We start from the raw sequence: 26211 nt of genomic DNA on the forward strand, positions 1-26211 counted from the left end.
CAGTTCATGTAGATCTTTTCACTTGTGCTGCGATGTCGGGCTCGGGCAGCGTTCTCATGTGCTGCTCGAATCCCCTTGGCGTACCGCCGACTTCCGCACCCTGTTCGCCGCGACCGCGCTCAGCCAGCTCGGCACGAACGTCAGCTATGTCGCCGTACCCCTGATCGCCGTGGCCGCGCTCGACGCGAGCCCCGGCCAGGTCGGCGCCCTCGCCACGCTCAGCACGCTGGCGTTCCTGCTCATCGGGCTGCCGGCCGGAGCCTGGGTGGACCGGATGCGGCACCGCCGGCTGCTCGTCCTGGCCGACCTGGCCCGCGCGCTGTCGTTCGCCTCCGTGCCGCTCGCCTGGTGGCTCGACGCACTGACTCTCGGCCAGCTGTACGCGGTCGTCCTGCTCAACGGCTGCGCGTCCGTGTTCTTCGACGTCGCCTCGCAGAGCACACTGCCCCAACTCGTCGGCCGCGAGGCCCTGGTGCAGGCGAACGCCGCCGTCGTCAGCCTGCAGGCGGTGAGCAACGTCGCCGGGCGCGGCGCGGGCGGCGGCCTTGTGCAACTGCTCGGCGCGCCGGTGGCCGTGCTCTGCGCGGCGGCCGGATACCTCGCCTCGGCGCTCCAGCTCACCGCGATCCGCCACAAGGAGGCTTCGCCCGGCTTCCGTGGGCGGAGCTCACTGCGCAGGCAGGTCGCCGAAGGCCTGCGGCACGTCTTCGGCAACCCGGAGCTGCGCGCCCTCGCGTCCACCGCCGCCCTCACCAACCTCGGCTCGCAGATCGTCAACACCATGCTGCCGATCCTGTTCGTTCGCGAACTCCGCCTGTCCGCAGGCGTGTTGGGTCTGTACTGGGCGGCCGGCGGCGTCGGCCTCCTGCTCGGCGCCCGATGCGCCCGCCCCCTCGCCCGGCGCATCGGACACGGTCGGATCCTGGGCCTGGCCGGTGCGGTGCTCGCGCCGGCCGGGCTGCTGGTGCCGCTGATCGGCCGCGGCCCCTGGCTGTGGATCGCCGGGGCGGGCTGGATACTGGCGATGTTCAAGACCGGCATGGACAACGTCCTCGGCGTGAGCCTGCGCCAGCGGATGACGGCGGACGACCTCCTCGGCCGTATGAACGCCACGTTCCGTTTTGTCCTGACGGGAGCGCTGGCGGTCGGCGCCGCCGTCTCCGGCCTCATCGGTGAACTGGCCGGCGTACGGGCCACCCTGTGGGTCGGCGGCGCCCTGCTGGCGGTGTCCTTCCTGCCGGTCTTCCTCTCGCCGGTCCGCACGCGTCGCGAACTGCCGCAGCAGCAGGCACCGGCACCGTCGCCGGTCAGGAAAGCCGCACCGCAGTGAGGGCGCGCGGCACTCGTTCGGTGTCCTGGAGCTGCCGAAGTTCACCGTTTCGTCACAGCTCGAACGGCCGTACAACCGACACCCCCGCACACCGGTCTAGCAGGCAGGAATCACCGGAAACACGCAGGGGAGAGGTCCGCCATGGGGGACATACGCAGACGGGGCGCCGTCGCACTCGGGATCACCGGACTGGTGGCCCCGCTCACACTCGCGCTCACCGCCGCACCGGCACAGGCCGCGAGCTGTACGACGCAGACCGGTCCGTACCAGAAGCAGGTGGAGAAGTTCCTCGGCCGGCCGGTCGACGGCAAGCAGTCGTCCGCCGACTGCAAGGCCATCCAGGCCTTCCAGACCAAGCACGGCATCACGCCGAACATCGGCTACGCCGGGTCCGTCACCTGGGGCGTGATGGACCTCATGAACAAGCAGAAGGCCGTCGGAAAGAAGCCCGACAAGGACGGCAAGTGCCCGACCAACAAGGGCCGCATCGCCTGTGTCAACCTCACGCTCCAGCTCAGCTGGGTCCAGGACGGCACCAAGCTCGTCTACGGCCCCGTCCCGGTCCGCACCGGCCGCAACGGCTACGAGACCCGCACCGGCCTGAAGAAGATCTACTGGCGTGACATCGACCACGTCTCCAGCCTCTACAACGTGCCGATGCCCTACAGCCAGTTCTTCGACGGCGGCCAGGCCTTCCACTCGGTCGGCGTCAGCATGTGGAACCCGCCCGGCTCGCACGGCTGCGTCAACATGACCAAGACCGACGCCAAGAAGTACTGGTCGCTGCTGAAGAAGGGCGACGACGTCTTCGTGTACGGCCGCAAGCCGGGCACCTGACGGCACCCGGCCCGTCCGGGCGGCTCACGCCTCGGGCGCGTCCCCGAAGTCCGGGATCTCCAGCCGTACTCCGCCGTGCCGCGCGGATTCGTGCGCGACGATGCCCGGCAGGGTGTAGCGGGCGGCCACCCACGCGTTCACGGACGGCAGGGTGCGGGTGTTGACGACGGTCACGAAGTCGTCCACCAGGAAGTGGTGGCCGTCCTCGTGCCCGTTGTGCAGGTCGTCGAACTCCCGCGGCAGCCGGGATCGGGTCGTGCACCGGAGCCGAACCGGACGTGAAGGCGGCCCGCAGCTCCGGCGCGATGTGCTGGTGGGACGGGTCGGGGAAGGCGCGCCCGCCGCCGGGGCCAGGCTCGCGAGGACTACGTGCTGGAGCCCGTGTACTGGGATGCCGGTACCGCTCGGCTGCTGCCCCGTTTGCTGAAAGGCCGCACCCGCGGGCCGGTGTTCGTCACCCACCGCCGCCCGGGGCCGGGCAAGGTCGTCCGCCCCCGCGACGTGTGCCCGGACACCGGCCTGGCTCGTCTCTCCTACGGGCAGGCCCGCGCCCTGCTCGACGAGCACACCGCCCGGCGCGGACCGGGCACGGGCTGGGACCTGCACGAGTACCGCCACTCCGCCCTGACCCACCTCGGCGAACAGGGCGCCTCGCTGTTGATGCTGATGGCGAAGTCCCGCCACAAGAAGCCGGAGAACGTCCGCCGCTGCTTCAAGCCGTCCCCCGAGGCGATCGCCGAGCTCACGAGCCTGCTCGCGCCTGGCGGCAGCAACCGCTGAGCCCCGTTCCTTGATCCTTCTCGGTGGCAACGGCGGAGGCGGACAGAAGCGTCGCGGCGGCGAGGCTGCCCCAGAGGGCGGCCTCGCCGCGGGAGGCGAGAGCGGTGATGGCCGCCGGGGAGACGGCGAGACCGAAGCCCGTGGAGAGCTGGAAGCGGGCGAGGGCGCGTCCCAGGACATGGGCCGGGGCGAGGGCGGTGACGAGCGCGGTGGCGCTGCCGGCATAGATGATCTCGCCGATGGTGCAGACCACGGACACCGTGGCGACGGCCGGGGCACTCCAGCCGTGTCCCAGTGAGGTGGCCGCGAGGAAGCCGAGGTAGGACGCGGCGAGTACCACGCCGGCGAGAGCCAGCACGGTCCGCCGGGAGAAGCGGGACATCAGGACGGTGACTGGCACCTGCAGGGTGACCACCAGCACCGTGTTCGCCACGAAGATGGCTGCCGACCACACCTGGGATGCGTGCAACTGTGTCACCAGGACCAGGGGGAGCGCGATTTCGGGGACGTTGAGGCAGAAGACGTAGACCACGTTGGCGGCCAGCAGCGCGCGCATCCGAGGTGCGGGCCCGTCGGCCCTGTCCTCGGCCGGAGCAGCGGCCGGATGCGTGTGCAGGTGGACCGACCAGGCCAAGGCTGCCGCGGCGAGATAGGCGAGCCCGGTGACGGCTGCCAGCGCCTGCAATGCGGCGGTGCCGCCCGCCAGGCACGCGGCGGCGAGGAGACCGCCCGCGCCCAGGCCGGCGTTGCGCAGGGCGCGGCCTGCCGCGAGAGCGGCGTCGCGTTCGCGGCCGTGGGCGACCGTGGCCACGAGGGCCGCATGGGCGGCCGGCCATGCCTGGTTGCCGATGCCGAGGAAGAGTGCCGCCGTCGCGAACAGCCGGACGTGCCCCGCCGGGGCGGCCAGCAGCAGCGCCACCCCCAGCACCCGCACCAGCATCGACGCTGCCACGACCGCGCTGCGTGCGCCCCGGTCAAGCCATCGGCCGACCGCGGGCATGCACACCAGACCCACGACGATGCCGACCGTCATGGCGATGCCGGTGGCCGACGGGGACAGCCTCAGCACCGTCACCCCGTAGAGCAGCAGAAAGGGCCGCAGCATGCCGGTGCCGAGGGCATCCACGGCCAGGGCGACGGCATAGCGGGGGCCTCCGGAGGCACGGACGAGGGCGCGCGGCTGGAGCTTGGTGGTGGTTGCCATGGCGCCAACGGTGCGTTCGGCCGCCGGGCCGGCCACGTCGGTTGACGGACACCGTCAATCGACGCGGCCGTCGGCCATCCGAGCATCGATGATGAGGGGATGACGTTGAGGATCGACATCGGCGGCCTGCCGTCCGGGCGACTGCGGTTCGCTGCCTCCCCGCTGGCCGAGCTGACCGCGATGCTGCACGTGCTGGCCGAACCCGCGCATCACCCGCAGCTCGCCGGCTGGGCCGGGGACGTCTGGGCCGGGCTGCGGCCGGAGCTGGCCGAGCGGCTCAGGGAGGCGGAGTTCCTCTGGCGTTCCTCACGAGCCGACTTCCTGGTCCCCGCTCGTCCCCGGCCGACCCTCGCCGAGGAGTTGGACGATGTGGACCGGATCGACGATGAAACCTATGTGACCGCCGCGCTCATCACCACGTGCGGCAGCAACCGGGTCCACTTCGCCGCGCCGTCGCCGCTCACCGACGCGACGGCGCGCGACCGTGCCCTGGACCTGGCCCAGGCCCGCGGCGCGCTCCAAGAGGCCTTCGCGGAACGGCTGCTCGCGGATCCGGCCGCCGTGCGGGCACGGGTGCGTCACACCCTCGAACAGTGCGCCGAGGCCTTCTTCGACGCTGCCTGGACGGGCGTCGCCGTGCAACTCGCCACCGACCTGCGCCTGAAGAACGACCTGCTGAAGCGCCAGGGCATCGGCGCGGCACTCGCATCGGTCTCCAGCGCCGTGACCCTGGCGCCGGACGGCACCTGCATCATCGTGGACAAGCTGCAGGACAACGCGACCGCCGCCCACGGCACCGGGGTCACCTTCCTCCCCAGCGTCTTCGGCCGCCCACACCTGGTGGCGGTCCACGCACCCGGGTGGCAGCCGGTGGTGCAGTACCCCGTCGCCGAGCCGAGTCCACCGGAGCCGGTATCGCTGGAAACGGTCACGCTACGGCTGGAGGCACTCGCGCATCCGGTACGGCTGCGGCTGCTGCGCACCCTGGCCCGCGGCCCGCACACCACCGGTGAGCTGGCCCACGCCTGGGAACTTTCACCCCCGGAGGTTTCCCGCCACCTTGCTGTCCTGCGCCGCGCTGGCCTGCTCACGGCCCGGCGGCACGGTCGTTACGTCCGTTACACCGTCAATCTGCCCGATCTGACGGCGCTGGGGGTCGACCTACTGGCGGCCGTACTGCGCTGAGTAGCGGGTGTTGAACAGCACAAGTGCGTTGAGGACCAGGCCGAGCGCGCCGATCTGGTCCTCGCCGCTCCCGGCAGATGTACGTGATCAGCAACACGGTCCGAAATGCCCGAATCATTCCCGATTACTCACATGGCCTTCACGTCGGGAGCCGTATGCTTCACAGCATGTCCACCACTGTTGAACCCGTATCCGAGCGATCGGCGGCGGAGGTCAACGAGGAGATCCGGGCCCTGTGGCTCCGGTCGGGCGGGACACTGAGCGGCGAGCAGCGCGAGGAGTACCAGCGGCTCGTCTCGGAGTGGGCCGCCGTGGCCCCGCAGTCGGTACGGGCGGCCTGACCGCCGCCTCTCCGGAACTGTCCGCCGAGAATCGGAGCGCCACCCCGGGGAACGCCTGACTGAACAGGTGCCCTTCTCGCACTGTCCTCCACCGTCGACTACGGCATCGTCGACTTTGCAGGCGATGTCTCCTCTCCCGGCACGCTCGCGTGGCGGGACGGTCGCCGAGGTGGCCACCGTCCTGCCGGCCATCGGCCGACTCTCAGCCCCACGTCGCCGAGTAGTAGCGCTGATAGGCCTTGCGGTCCTGCTCCGCGCGGATGTACCGGGTCGCGACCAGTGCGACCAGGCTCCCCGCGATCACCAGCAGGCCGGGGCCGACGTTCTTCGGGTCCGTGAGCCGTGACAGCAGCGTCGACGCCTCCGCGCCGCCTGTCACCGGAGCCGACGACCCCGGCGAGGCGGCGCCCGGGGCGATCGCGCTGTGCGTGGCGGAGGCGGACGGGGCCGGGGTGGGGGAGGACGAGGGCGTGGCGCTCTGGCCGCCGGCGGTCTGCGCCGACACGATCAGTTGCACCCCGAGCGTCGACAGCGCCTTCGTCACCGGCTGGAAGAACGTCGTACCGCCCGTCGTGCAGTCCCCGCTGCCGCCCGAGGTCACCCCGAGAGCGATCCCCTCGGAGAACATCGGCCCGCCGCTGTCCCCGGGTTCGGCACACACGTTCGTCTCGATCAGGCCGGTGACGGTCCCCTCGGGGTAGTTGACCGTGGCGTTGAGCGCGGTCACCTGCCCGTCGTGCAGTCCGCTCGTGCTGCCGCTGCGGAACACCCGCTGCCCGACGGACGGATCACCCGCACCCGTGATCCGCACCCCGTTGCCGTTGCCGATGGCCACGACGTCGGCGCCGTCGCCCGCCCGGCCGCTCGCGTACTGCACCAGCGAGAAGTCGCCGCCGGGGAAGGACCCGCTGACCGTCTTGCCCACCTGCTGGGTGGCCTGGTTGTCCGCGAACCAGAGCGAACCGGTGGGCCCGCAGTGGCCGGCCGTGAGGATGAAGTCGCTCTGCCCGTTGGTCACGTTGAAGCCCGCCGAGCAGCGTCCTCCGGTCGACAGGATCGGCTGGGCGCCGTTGAGGCGCGTGGTGAACTCGCCGGTGGTGCGCTCCATGCGGACGAAACTGCCGATGCCGTCCGCGACCCTGGTCAACGCGGACCAGTCGGCGGCGGAGACGGTGCGGTCGGCCTGCACCACGACCCTGTTGGTCCGGTAGTCCACGGACCACGCCGTGCCGGCCACCCGGGGCGCCGAACGCAGCGTCGTCGTCGCCGACTTGAGCTCGTTCATGCTGTGCCCCACCATCTTGGCCTCGGCACCCGCCTTGCGGACCTCGGTGGCCGCGCCCTCGTCGGTGACGGCGACGACCGGCTTCCCGTCGGCGCCGATCCAGCTGCCCGCCGTACGGGAGGTGCCCAGGCGCGACACGAGCTGCGCCCCGGTCTCCGCGACGGAGTCCGCGGAGCTGCGCGGGACGGCGGACGTGGCGGGGGTCTCGCTCGCCACGGCCTGCGTCACCATCACCCCTCCGAGAAGGAGTCCGCCGACGGCCGCCACCTTCGTCACTCGCCGGACGACCCGTCGTCGTGCGTGCCTCATGCATGGCTCCCGAACCCCGAACGCGCGGCTTCAACACCACGGGGCCCTCCGGTCGTTGAGCGCCCTGACTTCCATACGTGCGCTGGACGGGCCGTGTTCACCGCGAGGTCGATCAGGTCGTCGCCGCGAGGTTGTTCAGGTCCTGGCCACGAAGGCGATCACGTCCTCGCGGCGAGGGGGATCACGTTCTCGCCACGAGGGTGAGCAGGCCGTCGACGCGTGAAAGATCAGGGTTCGGACAGCGCCGGGAGCACGGCGTCCGCGGCGGCCGGACCGAGCCGCGCCCAGCTCCGCTCGTCGCCCCACACGGAGGTCGCGCCGACGTACGGCCGCAACAGCGCGGTGAGCACCGGGTCGCCGTGCCCGTTCAGCTCGTCGGAGGCGATCCTGCGGGCGATACCGGCGAGGAAGTCGGCGAGCTGCACCCGCGGGTCCAGCCGTGAGTGGACGAGCCGCAGTCCGCCGAGGCCGATGCCGTCGCGCCGGGCCGTCTCCTCGATCCAGGCGATGCGTTCCGGTGTCAGCATGTTCTGCCGGTCGTGCACGAGACGGACGGACTGTCCCCCGGCAGTCCAGTACGCGGCGGTTCGGACGATGGCGGGAAGCAGGGGATTCAGCAGGGGAACCAGTGGCGGTCCGTCGAGGATCTGCGCCCGATACGACTCCGCACGGGACCGGGATTGCGCGAGCCGCTCCAGAACGCGCGCCGAATCCCCGCTCGGACAAGCGTCGCGCAAGGCGCCGACCGTACGGAAGAACACCTCGACCGGCACGCCGGGGGCACTGTCGTTCCGTACCCGCAGCAACTGGTTGGCCGATTCCAGGAATTCCCGCCACCCCGCGCTCCCGAAGGCCCGCGCCCCCGCCCGGAACAGGGCGACAGCCTCGTCGCTCGCGCCCTTACTTTCTCCGCTGCCCTCGTCCAGCAGCAGGCCGACGGTCCGGTCCACGACGAAGAACGCCTTCTCGGTGAGGTGTACATGGGCATGACCGTGAATCGGCCCCGAGGGCGCGAGCAGCCATTCCAGCACCGCCCGGTGTTTCTCCCGCAGCAGATGGTTCGCCTTGTACTCCTCGGCGGGTGAGCGAATCCGGTCCCGTATCTCCTGCACGTACGCGGCGGCGGATTCCACGGAAATCCCCACACTGGCGTGCGCGAACACATCGGTGTTCCCGCCGGTGAGGTTCTCGCCGTCCGAGCCCGACTCGTCACAGGCCGCCTCGAGAAACGCCCCCGCGCCTTCCGCCCGCTCCTCGACCGCTTCGTTCCAGCTCACCGCGCAGCCCCCTATCTTGTGCCCCATGACAAGCATCCCGCACGTCACGCCCGGTGAACCGAATCCCCTGCGCGCACTCACCCTCGACCGCCTCCGATGCCGTACGAGCATGAAATGGCGCACCTACCCCGAGAACGTGCTGCCGCTGTGGGTGGCCGAGATGGACGTGCCGCTCGCCGAACCGGTCGTGCGCGCCGTCACCGACGCGATGGCGCTGGGGGACACCGGCTACCCCGCGGGCACCGCCTACGCCGAGGCGCTGGCCGCCTTCGCCGCCGGGCGGTGGGGCTGGGACGGGCTCGCCGTGGAGCGCACCGCGATCGTGCCGGACGTGATGCTGGGCGTCGTCGAGATGCTGAAGCTGGTGACCGGGCCCGGGGACGCCGTCGTCGTCAATCCGCCCGTGTATCCGCCGTTCTTCCAGTTCGTCGGGAACATGGACCGGCGGCTGTGCGAGGCCCCCCTCGGCGCGGACCTGCGCATCGACTTCGGCAGGCTGGAGGAGGTCTTCCGGCGGGTCGTAGCCGGTGGACGGCGCGCCGCCTACCTGCTGTGCAGCCCGCACAACCCGACCGGCACCGTGCACACCGCCGACGAGCTCACCGCCGTCGCGGCCCTCGCCGAGCGGTACGGCGTGCGCGTGGTCGCCGACGAGATCCACGCTCCGCTGGTGGCCGGGGGTGTGGACTTCGTGCCGTACCTGAGTGTGCGGGGTGCGCAGAGCGGTCTGTCCCTGATGTCGGCGTCCAAGGGCTGGAACCTCGCCGGGCTCAAGGCCGCCTTGGCCGTGGCGGGTCCGGCGGCCGTCGCCGACCTGGCCCGGCTGCCCGAGGAGGTGAGCCACGGCCCGAGCCACGTCGGCGTCATCGCCCACACCGCCGCCCTGCGTGACGGCACCGCCTGGCTGGACGCCCTGCTGGCCGGCCTCGACGACAACCGCAGCCTGCTCGCCGAGCTGCTGGCCGAGCACCTGCCCGCGATCACGTACCGACCGAGCGAGGCCACCTTCCTCGCCTGGCTCGACTGCCGGCCGCTCCGCCTCGGGGACGATCCGGCGGACGTGTTCCTGGACCGCGGCCGGGTGGCGCTCAACTCCGGGATTCCCTTCGGGACGGGCGGCGCCGGCCACGTACGCCTGAATCTGGGCACGTCACCCGAGGTGATCACGGAAGCGGTACGGCGGATGGCGGCGGCACTGGCCTGAGCGTCTCGCCCTCTGACGGCTGACCGTCCGACTGTCTCGCCGTCCGACTGCCGACCGCCCGACCGTCTCTGTCATGGACACGCGCGCATGCTGTCATCATGGCGGCATGCGCGTGCTGATCCCGCTCCCGGACCGCGACTTCGACGTCACCGAGGTGGCCGTGCCCTGGCGGCTGCTCACCGACGCGGGACATGAGGTCGTCTTCGCCACCGAACAGGCCGGCACCCGACCCGCGGCGGACCCGCGCCTGCTGACCGGGGTGATCCTCGGGCAGCTCGGCGCGGCGGACGAACCCAAGCGGTTCTACCAGCAGCTCACCGCGGCACCGGAGTTCACCGCCACGGCCGCCTGGGCGGACCTGGACGTGACGGCCTTCGACGGGCTGCTCCTGCCGGGCGGCCACGCGCCCGGCATGCGGCAGTACCTCGGCTCGCCGGAGCTGCGACGACAGGTCGCGCGCTTTTGGACGCTCGGGCGGCCGGTCGGCGCGATCTGTCACGGCGTGCTGGTCCTGGCCCGGTCGCAGGACCCGGCGACGGGCCGCGGCGTGCTGGCCGACCGGCGCACGACCTGCCTGCCCAAGTACCTGGAACGCTCCGCCTACCTGAGCACCGCCTGGCGCCTCGGCCGTTACTACCGCACCTACCCGGCCTACGTGGAGGACGAGGTGCGCTCCGCCCTGGCCGACCCGGCCGCGCAGTTCGAGCGAGGCCCACGCGTCCTCACCCGGCGGGGCACCTCCGCCGACGACACCCACGCCTTCGTCGTTCAGGACGGCACCTACGTATCCGCGCGCTGGCCGGGTGATGCCTACCTCTTCGCCCGGCGCTACCTCGAACTTCTTCACCGGGCCCGCTGAAAATCCCGCCCGGTTCTGCCTAGGTGGTGAGCATGGCAGGTGCCTAGACTGCCGGGCATGGACGACTCGTCGGTGGCCCGGCTCGGCGCGGGCAAGTATCTGCTGATCACCAGCTACCGCAAGAACGGCACCGGCGTCCCGACGCCGGTGTGGGTCGTGCGGGACGGGGAGCACGCCCTCGGCGCCTGGACGACCGCGGACTCCTGGAAGGTGAAGCGGATCCGCGCCCGCGGCGACGTCCTCGTCGGCCCGTGCGACCTGCGCGGCAACCCGACCGGCGACCCGGTCCCGGCCACCGCCGAGATCTGCGACGCCGAGACGACCGCCCGCTACCGCAAGCTCATCGCCCGCAAGTACGGGCTCCTCGGCCGCCTCACCCTCCTGGGCAGTCGCCTGCGCCGCGGACTCGACGGCACGGTCGGCATCCGGGTCACCCTCACACCATGACAGAGGGCCGACCGCGTGAGGCGGCCGGCCCTCTCCGGATCTCCGTACTACGGAGTGTCCAGCACCGTGCGGGTCAGCACCGGCCCGTCGCCCGGTTCACCGGAGTCGTCGACCCACTGGAACCGCACCGACTCGGCGGGCTCGGTCAGCTGGTCCTTCACCGTGGGCAGGCTCAGCTCGGCGCTGGTCTGCCCCGCCGGGATCGAGACCCAGAGGTAGAGGTAGTCCACCTTGGACAGCGGGCGCTCCGGGTCGGGGGACTCGCCGGAGGTGTCGCTGAGCCAGTTCGGGTCGACGTCCTTCGTGGACAGCTCCGCGCCCTCCGGCCCCGGCCTCACCATGAAGGAGGCTTTCAGTTCCGTGTCGGCGGCCTCCGACAGGGACACCCGCCACGTCAGCGGCTGATTCGCCGGACACGGAGCGATGTTCCCCTCCTCCAACCTGGGCGCGGGCACCCCGTCCGAACCGGGGACCCTCGCCTGCCGAAGGAGGGCAGACGGAATCTGGAGGTTGTCTGTGGCGGGTGATTCGGTTGGACGAGGGCAAGGAATCGGCCACCGATGAATGACCCGCCGTCCGAGGGGACAGGGCACCTGCATGAGCCGAAATCGCTTTCTCCGAGCCGCCGTCGTCGGCACCGGCCACCGCGCCCGAACCTTCACCCAGGCCCTGGCCGAACGCCCCGCCCACCGCGTCGCCGCCCTGTGCGACCCCAACCCCACCCGGATGGCCTTCCACAACCGGCTGCTGACAGCGGCCGGCGAACCCGCTGCCACCGAGTGGGAGCCGGAGCGGTTCACCGCGATGCTCGCCAAGGAGGGCATCGACGAGGTGATCGTCACCACCGTCGACGCCGAGCACGACCGCTACATCGTCCCCGCCCTCCGAGCGGGCTGCCGTGTGGTCACCGAGAAGCCGATGACCGTCGACGCCGAGCGCTGCGCCCGCATCCTCGACACCGTCCGGGAGACCGGCAACTCACTGACCGTCGCCTTCAACTACCGCTTCAATCCCGTCCACGAGCAGGTCCGCGCCCTGCTCGCCGACGGCGCGGTCGGAGAGGTCCTGTCGGTCCACTTCGAATGGCTGCTCGACGTGCGCCACGGCGCGGACTACTTCCGCCGCTGGCACCGGGAGAAGCGCAACAGCGGCGGGCTGATGGTGCACAAGTCGAGCCACCACTTCGACCTCGTCAACTGGTGGCTCGGCGACCGGCCGAGCGAGGTCTTCGGCTACGGACGGCTCGCCTTCTACGGCCCCGACGCCGGCGTACGCCACGGACTGCGCCGGGACTACGAGCGCGCTCACGGCGCCGGTGCGGCGGCCGAGGATCCCTTCGCGCTGGACCTGGCGGCGGACGACACCCTGCGCGCCCTCTACCTGGACGCCGAACAGGACGACGGCTACCTCCGCGACCGCAACGTCTTCGGCGGCCCCGTCACCATCGAGGACGACATGGCGGTCCTGGTCCGCTACGCCCGGGGCGCGACGATGACGTACCACCTCACGGCCTACTCCCCGTGGGAGGGCTACCGGGTGATGTTCAACGGCAGCGCCGGCCGCCTGGAACTGGAGGTCGAGGAGAGTCGCTGGCAGCCGCCCCTGATCCGGGCCGGGTCCCACACGGGTGCGCTGCACGGGGGCGGCGTCCGGCTCGCCCTCCGTCCGCTGTGGCAGCCCCCGGTCGACATCCCGGTCGCGGTCGACCACGAGGCCCACGGCGGCGGAGACCGGCGGATGCTCGACGTGCTGTTCGGGCCCGAGGCCGACGCCGGCCGCATGCTCGACGGGCCCTCCGGAGCAGATGCCGCCGGCGACAGCCGCATGCTCGACGTGCCCTTCGGACCAGAGGCCGACGCCGAGCCGGCCCAGCACCCGGCCACCGAACGGGACGGTGCGCTCGCCCTGGCCGTCGGGCTCGCCGCCAACCGGTGCTTCGAGACCGGGCGGCCGGTACGCACGCGGGACGTGATCCCGGGCCTCGACTCCGCCAGGATCTGACGGCCCGTCAGTGCCAAGCCCGGAAGGGCTCGTCGAGCAGTTGGAAGACCGGCTCGCCCCGGACCGGGTCCTTGGCCGTGGACAGTCGCACGCGGTCGCCGCTGTGGATGCCGATGAGCGGGCCCATGACCCGGCCCCGGACGACGAACCCCTCGGCCATCTCGATCAGCGACACATTGCGCGCGGCGGGGGTGTTGCGGTGCACCACCGTGGTGTGGCGGACCGTCCCCATGCCCTCGCTGCGCTCGGTCCGCAGGTCACCGCCCTGGCATGCCGGACACAGCAGCCGGTGGTACATGGTGGTGGCGCACCAGGTGCAGCGCTGGAAGAGGATCGTCTCCGAGCTAGCGGTCGCCGGTTCGAGCACGCCCGTGGCGGAGCCGGCTCCCTGCTGAACTGCGCTTCCTGAGTGGTGGTACACGCTGGTCAACTCCCTGCGCTAGGCCGGAATCCCGCGTGCGCGGATCGCCCGAGCACGCACGTGCCCGGTTCACCGTGCCACCGTGCACAGCCACAGCGTATGGCACTCAGTGCCACACGTAAAGGCACTCCGTACCCCGAATCCGGGCGGGTCAGCCGCCGCCCAGCGCCGTCTCGATCTCCTGCACCACCCGCCACAGGGGTGTCCCGCGTCGGGAGACGACCACGACGACGTCCTCGGGGGTCCCCGGCTGCCGGCCGGCGGGCAGTCCCGGCGGGCTGCCGAAGGCGGACTGCACATGGCCGAGCGCGTGGTCCACCGCGGCGCCGGCGTCGCCCTGCCCGTCCGAACGCAGCCAGGAGCGCAGCGCGTTGTTGTGCGCGGCGACCACGGCGGCCGCGATCACGTCGGCCTGCAGGGTGCCGTCACGCCGGTCGGCGAAGCGCCCTCGCAGGTATGCGGCGAGGGCGCGCTCGTAGCGCCACACCACCGACAGCTCGTACGCCCGCAGTCCCGGCACCTTCTTGGTGAGGCGGTAACGCTGCACGGAGAAGGCCGGGTTCTCGGCGTACATCCGCAGCACGAGCCGGGCCGCGTCGCAGACCCGCCGCACCGGTTCCTGCTCGTCGCCGCTCGCCGCGAGGAAGGCCGTCATGTCGGCCAGGCACCGCTCGTGGTCGGGGAAGACCACATCCTCCTTGGAGGGGAAGTAGCGGAAGAACGACCGCCGTCCCACCCCGGCCAGCGCCACGATGTCGTCGACCGTGGTCTGCTCGTAGCCCCGCTCCAGGAACAGCTGAAAGGCCGCCGCGATCAGGGCGTCCCGCATGGGCGGCTTCGCGGCCGCGGCCGCTGCCTTGCTGCTGGAGCTCATGGAGGGGAACGTAGCATTCAGTCGGCGATGATGGCACTCAGTTCCCTGTCGTGAGGGAACTGAGTGCTCCCCGTGAAACCTCCCGGCAGACCGGCGTAACCTTCCTGCACGGCCCGACGCCCGCCCCCGAGGAGACCCCGCATGCCCGCCGCCCGCCCCCGAGTCCTCTACGTCACCGATCTGGCGTACCCGGCCCGCGGACGCCGCTACTGCGACGAGGACATCTTCCTCACCTCCCGGCTCCGCGCGGACTTCGACCTCGCCCTGTGCCATCCGCGGGACGCCGCCGCCCTGATGGACGCCTTCGACGCCGTCGTCGTCCGCAACAGCGGCCCCGTCCTGGAGTACCAGGAGCAGTACGACGCCTTCCGCGAGCGGGCGCTGCGCAGCGGGACCCGCGTCTACAACCCGCTCACCGGCAGGGCGGACATGGCAGGCAAGCAGTACCTCCTCGACCTGAGCGCCGCCGGTCTCCCCGTCATCCCCACCGTCGACCGCCCGGACGACCTGCACCTGCTGCCCGAGGCCGACCAGTACGTCGTCAAGCCCAAGCTCGGCGCCGACTCCATAGGTCTGCGCACGGTCACCGCCGACCGCCTGCCCGGCCTCACCGACGGGACGGTCCTGGTCCAGCCCTGTATCGACTTCACGTACGAGGTCTCGTTCTACTTCGTCGACGACGACTTCCAGTACGCCCTGTACGCGCCGGACCCCGACCGGCGCTGGCAGCTCCAGCCGTACGAGCCCACCCACGAGGACCTGGAGTTCGCCCGCGGCTTCATCGCGTGGAACACCATCGGGCACGGCATCCAGCGGGTCGACGCCTGCCGCGCTCCCGACGGCCGACTGCTGCTGGTCGAGCTGGAGGACCTCAACCCCTACCTGTCCCTCGACGCCCTCGACGAGACCCGACGGGACGCCTTCGTGGCCGCGCTGACGCAATCCCTGCGCCGCTTCCTCACCGGCTGAACCCGGGCGGCGGTACGCGCGTATCTCTCCCCGGGGGATCCGAGGTACCGAAGGAGAGCAGCGTGCCGACACCGCCCGAACCGGGGGAGCCGTACGACCGCCCGGTCCTCGAACCCATCCGGGTGCTGCGCCCCCGCCGCACCGATGCGCTCGCGGAGCTGTTCCGGGAGACGACACAGGACGCCGCCTACGATTCCGTGCCGCTGCGCGGTGCGTCGCCCGCGGCGGAGGAGGAGACACAGGAACTGCCGCCCGTCCGCGACCGGCAGTCGCGCGGCAGCGGGCCGGGACTGCGCCGCGCCGCCGTCGGCGTGACGGCGGCGGCCCTCGTCGGCTTCGGCTGCGCCCTCCTGCTGCCCCGCATGAACGACGACACCGCCGCCGCGACGAGCCCGTCCGCCTCCGCCTCCGCGCCGGTCCCGTCGGTGTCCACCGACCCTGACGGCGCCGGAACCCTCCGCGAGGGCGACACCGGCTCCGAGGTGACCGACCTCCAGGAACGCCTGTTGCGCATCCCGAACGTCTACGACCACGGAGCCACCGACGGCCGTTACGGCACCGACCTCACCGCGGCGGTGGCCCGCTTCCAGCTCTGGTACGGCATCCGCGGCGACGAGTCCGGCGTCTACGGTGACGACACCCGTCGTGACCTGGAGTCACGTACGGGCGGCGGCTGAGGCGGGCGAATCGAAGGCCTGGCAGATGATCAAACCCGTGGCGCGGCGCGACCGCCGCTCTCCCGGCTCCGGATCCGTGGCCGGGCGGTGGATACAGCACGGCCGGGGCGCACCGTCCAGGTGAGGACGGTCGTCACCGGCTCGCGCCGTCGTGCGCGGGTGGTGCTCGTGTGGGTGGTGCTCCTGGTCCCCACGGGTGCCACGCAGGGCGCCGCTCATGCGGCCGGACCCGGCTCCGGCGGTCAGCGGGCGGTGCTGTGGTCGGCGAGCGCCTCGGTGACCGTCCGGACACTGCGCGCGATGTGCTGGAGTTGCAGAACCTCGGCCGCGTACAACTTGATCGTGTGCTCGATGACCGACTCGGGCAGGCCCAGCCGCGGCAGGTCGGCGCGCGCGGTCTGCAGGGCGGTGCGGGCGACGCGGATCTCCTGCTGGACCTGGAGCTGCGCGTGCCGGGCCAGGAGTACGGGGTGACGGAGCAGCACCGGGTAGCTCGCGTAGCGCGTCGGCACCAGTTCCCGAAGCCACTTGGCCGCAGAGCGTTCCCAGTCGTAGCTGCCGGGCATCTTGACCTGGCACGGCCAGTCCGGGCTGATGTGCGTCGTCGTGAGAGTCATGATCATCGCTTCCGGGTGTGCGGCGTCGGGGCGGGTGGTCCGACGTTGTGGGGCGGCCCCGGTCTAGGGGATGACCGGGGCCGCCACGGGCGCTCGCGCAGGCGGCGCCCGACCGGGCGCCCCGGCGCCGACGTGGGTAGGGGACGGCGGCCTCGGGGCGGGTGCGGCCGTGAGCAGTATTTATATATGCCGTGGGCTTTGCAAGGCGCATGAAAATTTTCATGCGCGATATGTGTTGAATGATCCGCATCTTGATGCTGTTTGACCAGGGCCGAGTGCGTGCCGTCGGGCGCCGTCGTCACTCCCGCAGGAAGAACTGGTGCTGCTCGGAGATCTGCTCGTACTCCTCCAGCCGCGCCTGCGTACGCTCGGGTCCGGCGTCCGTCATGGCCTGGAGCAGCGCGGCGGCCAACACGCCGGGCGCTGCGTAGGAGTCGAAGACCAGCCGGGAGCCGGTGCCCGTGGCGAAGGTGACGTCGGCCTCGTCGGCGAGCTCCCCCAGTGCCAGGTCGGTGATCAGCGCGACGCGCAGCCCGGCGCTGCGCGCCACCCGGACCGCGGCGAGGGTCTCGTGGGCGTGCCGGGGCATGGAGAACGCCAGCACCCAGGTGCCGCCCGCCTCGCGGGACTGCAGCAGCGCGTCGTAGGCGACGCTGCCACCCCGCGTCACCAGCCGGACGTCCGGATGGATGCGGCGCGCCGCGTACGCGAAGTACTCGGCCAGCGAGACGGAGATGCGCAGCCCGAGGACCGTGAGCGGCGTCGACTCCGACAACTCGCGGCCGATCTCGATGACCTGGTCGGGGTCCGCGAAGTCGCGGCGCAGGTTCTCCAGGTTCTCGATCTCCGCGTCGACCGCCGCCTGGAGTTCGTTGCTCCGGTTCACCTCGGCCGTTCCGGGTCCGCCGGCCAGGGTGCCGAGCGCGATCGCCTGGAGCTTCTCCCGTAGCGACGGGTAACCGCTGAAGCCCACCGCGGCGGCGAAGCGCGTCACCGAGGGCTGGCTGACGCCGACGCGCTCCGCGAGATCGGTGATCGAAAGGAAGGCCGCCTCGGTGATGTGCTCGATCAGGTACTGCGCGATGCGCCGCTGCCCGGGGGACAGATGGGGCCCGTCGAAGAGCGTTCTGAGCTGGGAGGTGGGGGAGGCCTCCGCCGTGGGGGCCGTCTTCCCCGACGTGATCGCTGAGGCCTGTGCGCGTGCCTGCTGCAACGAGGGCACCGGCGTGTCTTCTTTGTCTCCCACAGGGACTCAACATAGCTCACTCACCGTGGTGACCAGGGCTTGTGGCGCAGGTCCCGCCGACCGGGACGCGCGGGGGATGTCCGGGCCCGGCCCGGGCACCCGACGCCGAGGAACAGCGACGCCGGAGCAGGCAGGTGACCGCACATGGGTGCACTCAGCGCACTGGAACTGATCCTGGAACACCACTGGGCGGCCCTGTGGGTCCGCATCGTCGGCAAGGAGCCCGTCGAACTCCTCGCCGCGCTGCGCCGCGAGTGCGACGACCACGCCGATGGGGGTGCCCCCTGTTCGAGCCATTCGAGCATGCGGCACACCAGGAGCGTCATCGCCGGTAGATCGTGATCGAGTGACCGACCTGGTCGACCGCACGACTGCCGTCGACCAGCTCCGCCAGCCGCCCCTTCGCCTTCGCCACCGCGGAGTCGGACACGACCAGCAGCCCGTGCACGTCCCGGGCGGGCACCGTGCGCGGATCGGACGCGTGGATGCCGTAGAAGGACGGCACACCGCTGCCCTTGTACACCAGCCAGATCCGCTCGCCCGGGTACCGCTCGCGCAGCCGGTCCGCCAGCCTGCCCAGGTCCTGGCCCCAGTCCACGTTGGAGTCGTGCAGCCGCAGATGCGTCCTGGCCGGCCCGCCGAACGCCTCGTTGGAGTACGGCAGATAGAAGGGATACGTCCGCAGCGAGCTGACCGCCACGAACAGCACCAGCGCCCCTGTCACCGCCGGCCCCCACCGCCACCGCACCGCCAGGACACAGCCCGCCGCCACCGCCAGGAACACCGGCATGAAGAGCGCGTAGCGCGTACCGAAGTTCCGCGAGCCCTGCACGGCCGCAGCCAGCAGCACGGCCGTGGGAGCGAGCAGATACGGTGCGGCGGGCCGCAGCCGCCGTACCGTCACGAGCGCGACCCCACCCGCCGCCCACAGGGCGAGCATGCCCAAAGGCGTCTTCACCAGCAGCGCGACCGGCAGGTAGTACCAGAGCGAGCCCGTGTAGAGCCGGCCGAACAGGAAGCCCTGCCAGGGCTCGTTCTCGAAACCGAACTGGATGCGCATGCCGTCCCGGTAGGCCTCCGGGAAGGGCAACAGGTGCACCAGGAGTCCGCGCAGGCCGTGCACGGCCGGGATGTGCTGCTGGGACGTCCACCGCAGCCGGGGATCGACCACCAGATAGGCCGCCCATACGACGGCGACCGCGGCCAGCGCCACCACGCCCGCGGCTGCGGCAGCCCGCAGCAGCGCTCTGCGCCGTTCCGCGGGACGTCCGTGACACAGGGACACGGCGGCCAGCGCCAGCAGTACCGGAACCGCGGGCAGCGCGGTCATCTTCGTGGCCAGGGCCGCGCCCAGCGCCACCCCGGCGAGCGGCAGATACGGCAGCGCGCGTCGCCGGGCCCGCCACAGCAGCCAGACCGAGGTGAGCAGAAACCCGGTCGCCGGGGCGTCGAGCGTGGCCAGGGAGCCGTGCGCGATCACATCGGGGGAGAAGGCGTACTGGGCGAGCGCCGCCACCCCGCCCGCCGCGCCGACGAGGTCCCGGGCGAAGCCGAACACGGCCAGGCCGAACAGCAGCGTCAGCGCGATCACCGGCAGCCGGGCCCACAGCATCAGTCGCCATGGGTCGTTGCCGGACTCGTACAGCAGATGGCGCCCGACCTGGCCCTGGTCGCCGGCGAAGGATGTGTCGACGTGCGGGTCGGCGAGCGCCACACCGACCGCGATCACCAGCTTTCCCAGCGGCGGATGCTCGGGGTTGTAGCGCAGGCTGTGCTCGCGCAGATAGACGGCGGCCGTGCCGACGTACACTGGTTCGTCGATGGTCGGGGTCTGCCGTACGGCCGTCGTGACCATCGCCACGGCCATCTGGGCGAGGAGCACGGCCACGACGAGCGGCAGCAGCCACCGCCGGTGCCGTCGCAGCCACCGCCGGTGTCGCCGCAACCGGCCGGCCGGCTCGCGGCTGGTCACCGTGGCGGAGTGTTCGTCACGGTCGAGAACGACCGCCTGCTGTTCGCTCGCCATCATCCGCCCCGCGGCCCCGCCGGCCGCGCGGTGGCGGGAGTGATCCGGAGCCGCCTCATGGGCCTACTCTGCACCAGCTCCCGCCACTGCGGGCGTCACCGCTTCAGGAGACGTACCGACAGACCTTCCGTCGTGTAGACAGGTACGGCCCGCAGCGTGTCGGAGTTCAGCTCCACGCGGTCGAACTGGCCGCGCAGCACCTGGGCACCGATCACGGGAACGGTGGTGCCCGCGACCGGCGGACGCTCGGCGTCCAGGCGCAGCGACAGTACGCTGCCCCGGCCGAGGAGCACGCGCCCGGCCACCGTGAGGACGGGCCCGTGGTTCTTGCGCAGCGTCAGATCCAGCACCGCGCCGGACTCCTGGACGTACGCCCCGCGCACCCGCACCGGCCCGCTCGCCCGCAGCGTCCCGTCCAGGACCCGGACCTCCCCGTGCCCCAGTGCCTTCGCCGAACCGGCGACCAACGTGCCGTCCGCCACCACGGTGCCGCCCGTGTACTGGTTCGCGCCGGTCAGCGTCAGCGTTCCGGTGCCGCGCTTGACGAGCCCGCCGCGCCCGTCGATGTCGTTGCGCCAGCTGTCGGCCGCGAGGAAGCCGCCGGCCGCCGCGTCCAGCGTGACGGTCACGTCGGAGTCGAAGGAGCCGTAACCGTCGGCCGCCGCGAACAGGTTGAGCCGCCCCCACTGCTCGAAGCCGTCGAGGAGGACGTACCCGGAGGGCAGCGCGGTCGTGCGCAGCACCTCGCGCCGCTGCGCCGCGTCCAGGTACGGCAGCCGCGTCTCCAGCAGCACCTCCGCGCCCTTGGGTACGGTCAGCGGCACGTCCCGCCCGTGCCGGGTGAGCACGTACGTCAGCCTGGGCTCCAGCGCCCGGGCGTTGGCGTCCCGGTCGGCGTACGGGTCGGTGTCCGTTCCGGCCGCGTGGGCGTAGGCGTACAGCGTGTCCGCCGTCGTGCCCGTCTTCTGCTGGAAGTACGCGAGGGCCTGGGCGCGCGCCGCGGCCTTGAGGTCCGCGTTCGCCGGGTCGGCCAGCGTGGCGGCGGCCAGCGCGGTGGCCATGATGCGGCCGCTCAGGACGTCGACGGTGGAGTGCATCCCGGCCATGATCCGGGTGTGGCTGAGCTCGAACGCCCGCGCCACGAGCTCCTGGAAGCGCTCGGGCACCGCGTACGCGTAGGCCAGGCCCGCCAGGTGGAAGGCGTTGGTGTGGCCGCTGGGGAAGCCGCCGTCGTCGACCGGGGCGGTGCTGCGCTGCCGCAGCAGCTGCGGGGCGACGACCACCTTCGAGTCGTAGACCGGGTAGCCGAGCGCGTCGGTCTTCCCGGTGTCGACGACCTCGCTGTCCTCGTTCATGCGCCACGGACGCGGGTACTGGAAGGCGTACTTGCCGGGGTTGCCCGAGGCGTACGGGCCGCGCACGGTGTCGACCAGCTTGGCCACCTGGCCGAGGTCCGAGGTGTACGAGCCCGCACCCAGCGCGGAACCGGCGGGCGCGTCGGCCGGTACGGCGTCGCTGATCGTGGTCGCGGGGGTGGAGTCCGGCGCGCTGGTGATCGAGGTGACCGCCTTGGCACCCGACCGGTACAGCTCGGCCAGCGGGCCCAGGCCGCCGATCATCGCGTAGCTCTGGTGCTGCCGGTCGTAGAGGAAGGCCTCCTTCGCCTGGGCCTCGGTGCGGGCGCCGGTGATCCGGGCGCAGTAGCGCATGTTGGCGCGCAGCACCTCGGGCTGGAGCGGGGTGCCGGTGTTCCAGGCGGAGCCGGTCTTCCACACCTCGGACATGCCGCCGAGGATCCGCACCACCGCGTTGGTCTCGGGGGTGAGGTTGGTCAGGACGTTCGTCTTGTAGTCGTCGACGAACGCCGCCGGGGCCGTGGCGGCCTTCGCGTCGGCGGCGGCCAGCCAGGTGGTGAAGGTGGGGGCGGCCAGCAGCGCCGCCGACCCGCCCAGGGAGGTCCTGAGGAACTGTCTGCGGTTCACGGCGGATGTCGGCATGCGTGTGCCTCTCTTGAGTTCTTCGGCCGGGCGGCCTGGGGAGGTCGTGCGATCGTGCGATCGAGGTGACTCGTGGGGAGTTCTGTGCGGTGACCGATGCGTGCTCCGGCCGGTGACAGATGAGTCGGGTGATGCGTACGAGCGAAGATCTACGGCCGGGGCGTGTCCCGTCGGAGGTGGCCCGGCGGCCGCGACGCGTCCTGCGGGTGAACGAGCCGTCCGCGTCGCACAGGAACGAACACGAAATACCGCCGGACGGGCGCCATCTGAGGGGGACTCACCGCAGCGAACGGGCCAGCGCCACCGCCCCGTCGACCGGCGGCACCCGCAACGGTGTCGGCCGGGCCGAGGGCACGGCGTCGGCGAGGGCGGCGGTGAAGGCGTCGTACAGCGAGGGTTGGGAGAGCACCGTGCTGCCCGCGACCACCACGTCGTCCACGAAGACCCCGCGGTCGGCGAGCCGGGCGACGAGCGCGGCCAGCGACCGGCCGGCCTCGGCTATCACCGTGCGGGCCAGTGCCGAACCCCCGGCGGCGGCCGCGAACACGACCGGAGCGTGCCGGCCCCACTCGGCGGAGACGTCCGTGGCGCTCTCCAAGGCCGCGCCGAGCCCCGGTACTTCGGGTACGCCGAGCGCGGCGACGAGCCCGAGCGCGAGCGCGTCGGGCTGCTCACCGCGGTCGTGCGCCGCCCACGCGGCCCGCGCCGCCTCGCGGACGAGGCCGGCCGCGCCGCCCTCGTCACCGAGCACCGCACCCCAGCCACCGACCTGAACGGGGCTTCCGTCGGGCAGTCGGCCCACCGCGACGGAACCGGTGCCGGCGACCAGGCCGACGCCCTTGTCCAACCCGGCGGCGGGGACGAGGAGTTCCGCGTCGCCCACGACCAGGGCGGGTACGCCGAGCAGGCCCGTCAGTGCGGTACGGATCCCGGCGCACTGGCGCGGGGTCTCGCAGGCGTGTCCCCCCACGGCGACGGCGGCCGGAACCGCACCTGCCGGGAGGGCCTCGCCGACCAGTTCGGCCAGCCAGCCGGCGGCCGCCCCGGGGTCGTGGGGCCGCCAGCCACCGCTCGTGCGGACGTGGTCGGCGACCAGGTCGTCCCCCACGAGCGCGCGGAGGTGCGTCTTGGTGCCGCCCACGTCGATGCCGACCGCAAGGGGCGTGGAGTCCTGCACGGATCCTCTTTCGTCGTTGCGATGCGCTGTGCTGCCTTGCGCTGCGACGGCGGGCGAACCGTGCCTGGATGAAAGGGAGTCGAAGAAGTCGGGAAGCCCCGGGACGGGCCTCTGACGGACCACGGCAGGCGAGTACCGTGAAGTTCGTTAGGAAGTTAACTAACGAAGTAGGGTGCGTCAAGGGGTGGCCAACACCCGGCCCAGGGGCGGCGTGCGCCCCGAGGAGCTCCACGCGGTGGTGACCGCGTGCTGTCAGGACATTCAATCATTCGTAACTTGGCGGACACAATCCGTCGGAGTGCGCTGCCGACCATCTGATGGGGGTGCTGTGGAACGCGACATGGTGGCAGGGCCGCGCCTGAGCGAGAGCGCGGGCGCGGTGTTCGCGGTGCTGGCCGGGGCGGGCCACGCGACCCGTCCGCAGCTGGCCGCCCTGGCGGGCCTGTCCAAGCCGACCGTGTCGGCGGCCGTCGCCGAACTGGAGCGCGCCAGGCTCGCCACCCGCTCCGGCACCGCACACGGCGCCACAGGCCGCTCGGCCGCCCTCTACCGCCTGGGCCCCGCCGCGGGCAGCGTCCTGGCCGTCGACCTCGGCTCCACCCACACGGCGGTCCGCGCCTGTGCCCTCGACGGCACGGTCATCGCCGCCCGCACCACGTACGGCGGCGACAGCTCGCCCACCGACATCACCGCCCCCACCGACGCCCGCCCCCGCGACACCGTCCGCGCCGTCCTCGACGGGCTGGAACCGGGCTCGGTACGGGCTGTCGTCATCGCCGTGCCGGACGTGGTCCGCGACGTCGCCGGCACGGGCCCCTGTTCCGCCGCCCCTGTCCCTCCCGCGATCGCCCTACCCGCCACACCCGCGATCGCCGCCGCCGTGGCCGCCCTCGACCTTCCGCCGGGCGCCGCCGTCCACATCGAGAACAACGTCAACTGCGCCGCCCTCGCCGAGCTCCACGAGGGCGCGGCCCGTGGCCGGCACACCTTCGGCTACCTCCAGGTCGGCCACGGCATAGGCCTCGGCATCGTGGTCGGCGGGCAGGTGCTGCGCGGTGCGGGCGGCGCGGCCGGTGAGATCGCGCGGTTGCCCTACCCGTGGGCGCAGGGGCAGGACGCCGTACTGGAGGGCATGGAGGAGTACGCCGGTGCCGGCTCTCTCATGCGCCGCGTGGCCGCCGGCTGGACCGACGAGGACGGCCCGGCGCCGCGGGACGCCGCCGAACTGTTCGCCCTGGCCGGCGACGGGCATGCCACGGCCCGCCGCTACGTCGACACGCACGCCCGCGAGGTCGGCCGCCTGGCCGCCGCGACCACGGCGGTCCTGGACCCCGGCCTGATCGTCCTGGGCGGCGGCATCGGCGCGAACCCACAGCTTCTGCCCGGCGTCCGCGCCGAGCTCGCCCGCCTGAGCTGGCCCACCGAGGTGGTCGGCAGCGAGGTCGGCGGCAACGGCACCGTGGCCGGTGCGGCCCGCCTGGCGGTGGCCGGGGGAATCCAAACCGTGACCCAGGCCGCGGGAGCCAAGGATTGACGGGCTCCGGCTCGGTCTGCCAATGTCCGGACAAGCGCTTTCTAAGCCGGTCGGGACACCGGCTTGGGGTGAGCTTCCCGCCCGTACTCGACGTACGGCAACCGCACCAGGGCGTGCTTGTGCGGCGACGGCCACAGCGGCCGGGGACCCTCTCCCGTCAGGATGACGCGGCCGGGCGAGGCCGCGCCCTCGGAAAGCGAGTTTCTGCAAACCGCACCCGTGCCGCCTCGGTCGGCGCCGTGCTCCGTCCCCTATGACGAAACAAGGGATCGAAGATGACCAATGTGGGTGTGCGGCGCTCCCGCCGACTCGGCGGCGGCATAGGCCGCCTGGTTCCCCTCGCTGCCGTGGCCACGGCAGGTGCCCTGCTGCTCTCCGCCTGCGGGTCGGGATCCGACTCGGGCGGGACCTCCAAGTCGCTGACGTTCTGGATCTCCACGGTGCCGGGGCAGGACGCGGGCTGGAAGAAGATGGTGGCGCAGTACAAGAAGGAAACCGGCGTCAACGTCAAGCTCGTCAACATCCCCTACGACGGCTACGCGACGAAGCTGCACAACGCCGCGCAGGCGAACTCCCTGCCCGACGTGGCGGCCGTGCCGGCGCTGGACCCGATCTGGTCGAGCAAGCTGATCGACCTCAGCTCCATCGCCAACAACAAGACCAACAAGATCAACGCCAACTTCCTCGCCAAGGACTCGTCCGGAAAGGTGCTGTCCATCCCCTCGGACGTCACCGCGTCCGGCCTGTACATCAACAAGTCGCTCTTCGAGAAGGCCGGCGTCTCCTTCCCGACCTCGCCTCAGAATACCTGGACCTGGACCGACTTCATCAAGGCGGCGGACGAGGTCCGCGAGAAGACCAAGGCCAAGTACTCCCTGACGTTCGACCAGTCGCCGTCCCGGCTCCGCGCCATGGTCTACGAGATGGGCGGGCAGTACGTCCACGCGGACGACTCCGGCAAGTTCTCGGTGGACGACGCGACCAAGAAGGCCGTGAACACCTTCGTCGGATGGAACGACGACAAGACCATGCCGAAGTCGGTGTGGACCAGCGGCGCCGACCCGTCGGCCATGTTCCAGAGCGGTGACGTCGTCGCCTACTGGTCCGGCGTGTGGCAGGTTCCCGCCTTCGCGGAGAGCATCAAGAAGTTCGAGTGGGCGAGCGTCCCGACTCCGGCCCAGCCGGTGCAGGCCAGTGACGTCAACAGCGGCGGCATGACGGTGGGCTTCAACAACAACGCCGACGCGTCCGCCGCCGCGAAGAAGTTCCTGTCCTGGCTGTACGAGCCGGCCCACTACCAGGCGCTGTGCGAGGCGTCCGGGTTCCTGCCGGTCGAGAGCGGTCTGAACCCGACGTACCCCTTCAAGTCCGAGGCGGCGCAGGCGGCGTTCAAGCTGTACAACGAGTCGATCCCGCTCTACGCCCCGATCTCCGGCTACTTCAACGGCGCGCAGACGAACTGGGTGCTGAAGGGCAAGAGCCTCACAGAGGACCCGACCAAGACGGAGCTCGGCAAGGCGATCAACGGCCAGCAGTCGGCCGACAAGGCCCTGGAGAACATCGTCGCCGGCTACAACCAGCAGGTCGGCGGCTGATCGTAGGCCGACGGGCCGG

24 protein-coding genes and 2 pseudogenes are annotated in these 26211 nt (G+C 71.8%); 14 read left to right on the forward strand and 12 right to left on the reverse strand.

Features of this window, described 5'->3' with window-relative positions; all coding sequences use genetic code 11:
- Window positions 1–58 precede the first annotated feature (58 nt).
- Both ABT114_RS03070 and ABT114_RS03075 read left to right on the forward strand, forming a co-directional pair.
- Window positions 59–1330 (forward strand): MFS transporter, encoded by a 1272-nt coding sequence (locus ABT114_RS03070; RefSeq protein WP_351137901.1) that lies wholly within the window; start codon window positions 59–61, stop codon window positions 1328–1330.
- Window positions 1331–1471: 141 nt separating this feature from the next.
- Window positions 1472–2167 (forward strand): L,D-transpeptidase family protein, encoded by a 696-nt coding sequence (locus ABT114_RS03075; protein ID WP_351137903.1) that lies wholly within the window; start codon window positions 1472–1474, stop codon window positions 2165–2167.
- Window positions 2168–2191: 24 nt separating this feature from the next.
- Here the strand turns inward: ABT114_RS03075 and ABT114_RS03080 are convergent.
- Window positions 2192–2492 (reverse strand): annotated as a pseudogene (locus ABT114_RS03080) (gfo/Idh/MocA family oxidoreductase); the annotation flags it as partial.
- A gap of 5 nt (window positions 2493–2497) precedes the next feature.
- Here ABT114_RS03080 and ABT114_RS03085 point away from each other — a divergent pair.
- A pseudogene (locus tag ABT114_RS03085) lies at window positions 2498–2947 on the forward strand (site-specific integrase); the annotation flags it as partial.
- Here ABT114_RS03085 and ABT114_RS03090 read toward each other — a convergent pair.
- On the reverse strand, window positions 2910–4151 hold the full coding sequence (locus tag ABT114_RS03090) for an MFS transporter (RefSeq protein ID WP_351137905.1): 1242 nt from the start codon (window positions 4149–4151) through the stop codon (window positions 2910–2912). The pseudogene ABT114_RS03085 and the gene ABT114_RS03090 sit on opposite strands and share 38 nt — an antisense overlap.
- Window positions 4152–4250: 99 nt before the next feature.
- Between ABT114_RS03090 and ABT114_RS03095 the strand changes: the two genes are divergently transcribed.
- Together ABT114_RS03095 and ABT114_RS03100 are read left to right on the forward strand one after the other, a co-directional pair.
- Window positions 4251–5336, forward strand: coding sequence for a DUF5937 family protein (locus tag ABT114_RS03095; protein ID WP_351137908.1), 1086 nt, complete (start codon window positions 4251–4253; stop codon window positions 5334–5336).
- A 155-nt stretch (window positions 5337–5491) separates the two neighbouring features.
- The gene (locus ABT114_RS03100) at window positions 5492–5677 is read left to right on the forward strand and encodes a hypothetical protein (protein WP_351137910.1); all 186 of its coding nucleotides are present in this window, start codon (window positions 5492–5494) and stop codon (window positions 5675–5677) included.
- Window positions 5678–5879: 202 nt separating this feature from the next.
- On the opposite strand, the gene ABT114_RS03105 is transcribed toward ABT114_RS03100, so the two are convergent.
- Both ABT114_RS03105 and ABT114_RS03110 read right to left on the reverse strand, forming a co-directional pair.
- A complete protein-coding gene (locus ABT114_RS03105) occupies window positions 5880–7271 on the reverse strand; it encodes a S1 family peptidase (protein WP_351137912.1) in 1392 nt (463 codons plus the stop codon).
- 227 nt (window positions 7272–7498) lie between these two features.
- Window positions 7499–8548: a DUF3800 domain-containing protein gene (locus ABT114_RS03110; RefSeq protein WP_351137914.1), complete on the reverse strand. Its 1050-nt coding sequence runs from the start codon at window positions 8546–8548 to the stop codon at window positions 7499–7501.
- Window positions 8549–8573: 25 nt separating this feature from the next.
- On the opposite strand from ABT114_RS03110, the gene ABT114_RS03115 reads away from it, so the two are divergent.
- From ABT114_RS03115 to ABT114_RS03125, 3 genes are all read left to right on the forward strand, one after another.
- Window positions 8574–9752 carry a MalY/PatB family protein gene (locus ABT114_RS03115; protein WP_351137916.1) on the forward strand — a complete coding sequence of 393 codons (1179 nt, stop codon included), beginning with the start codon at window positions 8574–8576 and terminating at the stop codon, window positions 9750–9752.
- A 106-nt stretch (window positions 9753–9858) separates the two neighbouring features.
- Window positions 9859–10611: a type 1 glutamine amidotransferase domain-containing protein gene (locus ABT114_RS03120; RefSeq protein WP_351137918.1), complete on the forward strand. Its 753-nt coding sequence runs from the start codon at window positions 9859–9861 to the stop codon at window positions 10609–10611.
- Between the two features lie 57 nt (window positions 10612–10668).
- The gene (locus ABT114_RS03125; RefSeq protein ID WP_351137920.1) at window positions 10669–11058 is read left to right on the forward strand and encodes a PPOX class F420-dependent oxidoreductase; all 390 of its coding nucleotides are present in this window, start codon (window positions 10669–10671) and stop codon (window positions 11056–11058) included.
- Between the two features lie 47 nt (window positions 11059–11105).
- Here ABT114_RS03125 and ABT114_RS03130 read toward each other — a convergent pair whose 3' ends face one another.
- Window positions 11106–11444 carry a hypothetical protein gene (locus tag ABT114_RS03130; protein WP_351137922.1) on the reverse strand — a complete coding sequence of 113 codons (339 nt, stop codon included), beginning with the start codon at window positions 11442–11444 and terminating at the stop codon, window positions 11106–11108.
- Between the two features lie 211 nt (window positions 11445–11655).
- Here ABT114_RS03130 and ABT114_RS03135 point away from each other — a divergent pair, with 211 nt between their 5' ends.
- Window positions 11656–13059 (forward strand): Gfo/Idh/MocA family protein, encoded by a 1404-nt coding sequence (locus ABT114_RS03135; RefSeq protein WP_351137924.1) that lies wholly within the window; start codon window positions 11656–11658, stop codon window positions 13057–13059.
- Between the two features lie 7 nt (window positions 13060–13066).
- Here the strand turns inward: ABT114_RS03135 and ABT114_RS03140 are convergent, their stop codons facing one another.
- Together ABT114_RS03140 and ABT114_RS03145 are read right to left on the reverse strand one after the other, a co-directional pair.
- A complete protein-coding gene (locus ABT114_RS03140) occupies window positions 13067–13480 on the reverse strand; it encodes a Zn-ribbon domain-containing OB-fold protein (RefSeq protein ID WP_351137926.1) in 414 nt (137 codons plus the stop codon).
- Between the two features lie 151 nt (window positions 13481–13631).
- The gene (locus ABT114_RS03145; RefSeq protein WP_351137928.1) at window positions 13632–14354 is read right to left on the reverse strand and encodes a TetR family transcriptional regulator; all 723 of its coding nucleotides are present in this window, start codon (window positions 14352–14354) and stop codon (window positions 13632–13634) included.
- A gap of 141 nt (window positions 14355–14495) precedes the next feature.
- On the opposite strand from ABT114_RS03145, the gene ABT114_RS03150 reads away from it, so the two are divergent.
- Both ABT114_RS03150 and ABT114_RS03155 read left to right on the forward strand, forming a co-directional pair.
- On the forward strand, window positions 14496–15323 hold the full coding sequence (locus ABT114_RS03150; protein ID WP_351137930.1) for an ATP-grasp domain-containing protein: 828 nt from the start codon (window positions 14496–14498) through the stop codon (window positions 15321–15323).
- 62 nt (window positions 15324–15385) lie between these two features.
- On the forward strand, window positions 15386–16000 hold the full coding sequence (locus ABT114_RS03155) for a peptidoglycan-binding domain-containing protein (RefSeq protein ID WP_351137932.1): 615 nt from the start codon (window positions 15386–15388) through the stop codon (window positions 15998–16000).
- A gap of 242 nt (window positions 16001–16242) precedes the next feature.
- Here ABT114_RS03155 and ABT114_RS03160 read toward each other — a convergent pair whose 3' ends face one another.
- Window positions 16243–16623 (reverse strand): hypothetical protein, encoded by a 381-nt coding sequence (locus tag ABT114_RS03160; RefSeq protein ID WP_351137934.1) that lies wholly within the window; start codon window positions 16621–16623, stop codon window positions 16243–16245.
- A 292-nt stretch (window positions 16624–16915) separates the two neighbouring features.
- The gene (locus ABT114_RS03165; RefSeq protein WP_351137936.1) at window positions 16916–17839 is read right to left on the reverse strand and encodes a MurR/RpiR family transcriptional regulator; all 924 of its coding nucleotides are present in this window, start codon (window positions 17837–17839) and stop codon (window positions 16916–16918) included.
- A gap of 168 nt (window positions 17840–18007) precedes the next feature.
- Here ABT114_RS03165 and ABT114_RS50535 point away from each other — a divergent pair, with 168 nt between their 5' ends.
- Window positions 18008–18205: a hypothetical protein gene (locus ABT114_RS50535; RefSeq protein WP_502987103.1), complete on the forward strand. Its 198-nt coding sequence runs from the start codon at window positions 18008–18010 to the stop codon at window positions 18203–18205.
- Here the strand turns inward: ABT114_RS50535 and ABT114_RS03175 are convergent.
- The 3 genes from ABT114_RS03175 to ABT114_RS03185 all read right to left on the reverse strand — a co-directional run bounded on the left by ABT114_RS03175 (window position 18186) and on the right by ABT114_RS03185 (window position 23063).
- Window positions 18186–19892: a phospholipid carrier-dependent glycosyltransferase gene (locus tag ABT114_RS03175; RefSeq protein ID WP_351137938.1), complete on the reverse strand. Its 1707-nt coding sequence runs from the start codon at window positions 19890–19892 to the stop codon at window positions 18186–18188. The two genes, ABT114_RS50535 and ABT114_RS03175, sit on opposite strands and share 20 nt — an antisense overlap.
- A gap of 92 nt (window positions 19893–19984) precedes the next feature.
- Window positions 19985–21886 (reverse strand): phosphatase PAP2 family protein, encoded by a 1902-nt coding sequence (locus tag ABT114_RS03180; RefSeq protein ID WP_351137940.1) that lies wholly within the window; start codon window positions 21884–21886, stop codon window positions 19985–19987.
- Between the two features lie 277 nt (window positions 21887–22163).
- A complete protein-coding gene (locus ABT114_RS03185; protein WP_351137942.1) occupies window positions 22164–23063 on the reverse strand; it encodes a BadF/BadG/BcrA/BcrD ATPase family protein in 900 nt (299 codons plus the stop codon).
- 340 nt (window positions 23064–23403) lie between these two features.
- Here ABT114_RS03185 and ABT114_RS03190 point away from each other — a divergent pair, with 340 nt between their 5' ends.
- Together ABT114_RS03190 and ABT114_RS03195 are read left to right on the forward strand one after the other, a co-directional pair.
- On the forward strand, window positions 23404–24597 hold the full coding sequence (locus ABT114_RS03190; RefSeq protein ID WP_351137944.1) for an ROK family transcriptional regulator: 1194 nt from the start codon (window positions 23404–23406) through the stop codon (window positions 24595–24597).
- A gap of 275 nt (window positions 24598–24872) precedes the next feature.
- The gene (locus ABT114_RS03195) at window positions 24873–26192 is read left to right on the forward strand and encodes an extracellular solute-binding protein (protein ID WP_351137946.1); all 1320 of its coding nucleotides are present in this window, start codon (window positions 24873–24875) and stop codon (window positions 26190–26192) included.
- The last annotated feature ends 19 nt before the right edge of the window (window positions 26193–26211 follow it).

The organism is Streptomyces sp. NPDC002088 (genome assembly GCF_040296605.1).
Classification (GTDB): Bacteria; Actinomycetota; Actinomycetes; order Streptomycetales; family Streptomycetaceae; genus Streptomyces.

Coding starts and splice junctions, on each gene's coding strand:
- ABT114_RS03145 (WP_351137928.1), bottom strand. CDS start 14,354: ATGAGCTCCAGCAGCAAGGCAGCGGCCGCGGCCGCGAAGCCGCCCATG.
- ABT114_RS03105 (WP_351137912.1), bottom strand. CDS start 7,271: ATGAGGCACGCACGACGACGGGTCGTCCGGCGAGTGACGAAGGTGGCG.
- ABT114_RS03195 (WP_351137946.1), top strand. CDS start 24,873: ATGACCAATGTGGGTGTGCGGCGCTCCCGCCGACTCGGCGGCGGCATA.
- ABT114_RS03090 (WP_351137905.1), bottom strand. CDS start 4,151: ATGGCAACCACCACCAAGCTCCAGCCGCGCGCCCTCGTCCGTGCCTCC.
- ABT114_RS03075 (WP_351137903.1), top strand. CDS start 1,472: ATGGGGGACATACGCAGACGGGGCGCCGTCGCACTCGGGATCACCGGA.
- ABT114_RS03175 (WP_351137938.1), bottom strand. CDS start 19,892: ATGATGGCGAGCGAACAGCAGGCGGTCGTTCTCGACCGTGACGAACAC.
- ABT114_RS03150 (WP_351137930.1), top strand. CDS start 14,496: ATGCCCGCCGCCCGCCCCCGAGTCCTCTACGTCACCGATCTGGCGTAC.
- ABT114_RS03100 (WP_351137910.1), top strand. CDS start 5,492: ATGCTTCACAGCATGTCCACCACTGTTGAACCCGTATCCGAGCGATCG.
- ABT114_RS03125 (WP_351137920.1), top strand. CDS start 10,669: ATGGACGACTCGTCGGTGGCCCGGCTCGGCGCGGGCAAGTATCTGCTG.
- ABT114_RS03190 (WP_351137944.1), top strand. CDS start 23,404: ATGGTGGCAGGGCCGCGCCTGAGCGAGAGCGCGGGCGCGGTGTTCGCG.
- ABT114_RS03180 (WP_351137940.1), bottom strand. CDS start 21,886: ATGCCGACATCCGCCGTGAACCGCAGACAGTTCCTCAGGACCTCCCTG.
- ABT114_RS03135 (WP_351137924.1), top strand. CDS start 11,656: ATGAGCCGAAATCGCTTTCTCCGAGCCGCCGTCGTCGGCACCGGCCAC.
- ABT114_RS03120 (WP_351137918.1), top strand. CDS start 9,859: ATGCGCGTGCTGATCCCGCTCCCGGACCGCGACTTCGACGTCACCGAG.
- ABT114_RS03095 (WP_351137908.1), top strand. CDS start 4,251: ATGACGTTGAGGATCGACATCGGCGGCCTGCCGTCCGGGCGACTGCGG.
- ABT114_RS03115 (WP_351137916.1), top strand. CDS start 8,574: ATGACAAGCATCCCGCACGTCACGCCCGGTGAACCGAATCCCCTGCGC.
- ABT114_RS03160 (WP_351137934.1), bottom strand. CDS start 16,623: ATGATCATGACTCTCACGACGACGCACATCAGCCCGGACTGGCCGTGC.
- ABT114_RS50535 (WP_502987103.1), top strand. CDS start 18,008: ATGGGTGCACTCAGCGCACTGGAACTGATCCTGGAACACCACTGGGCG.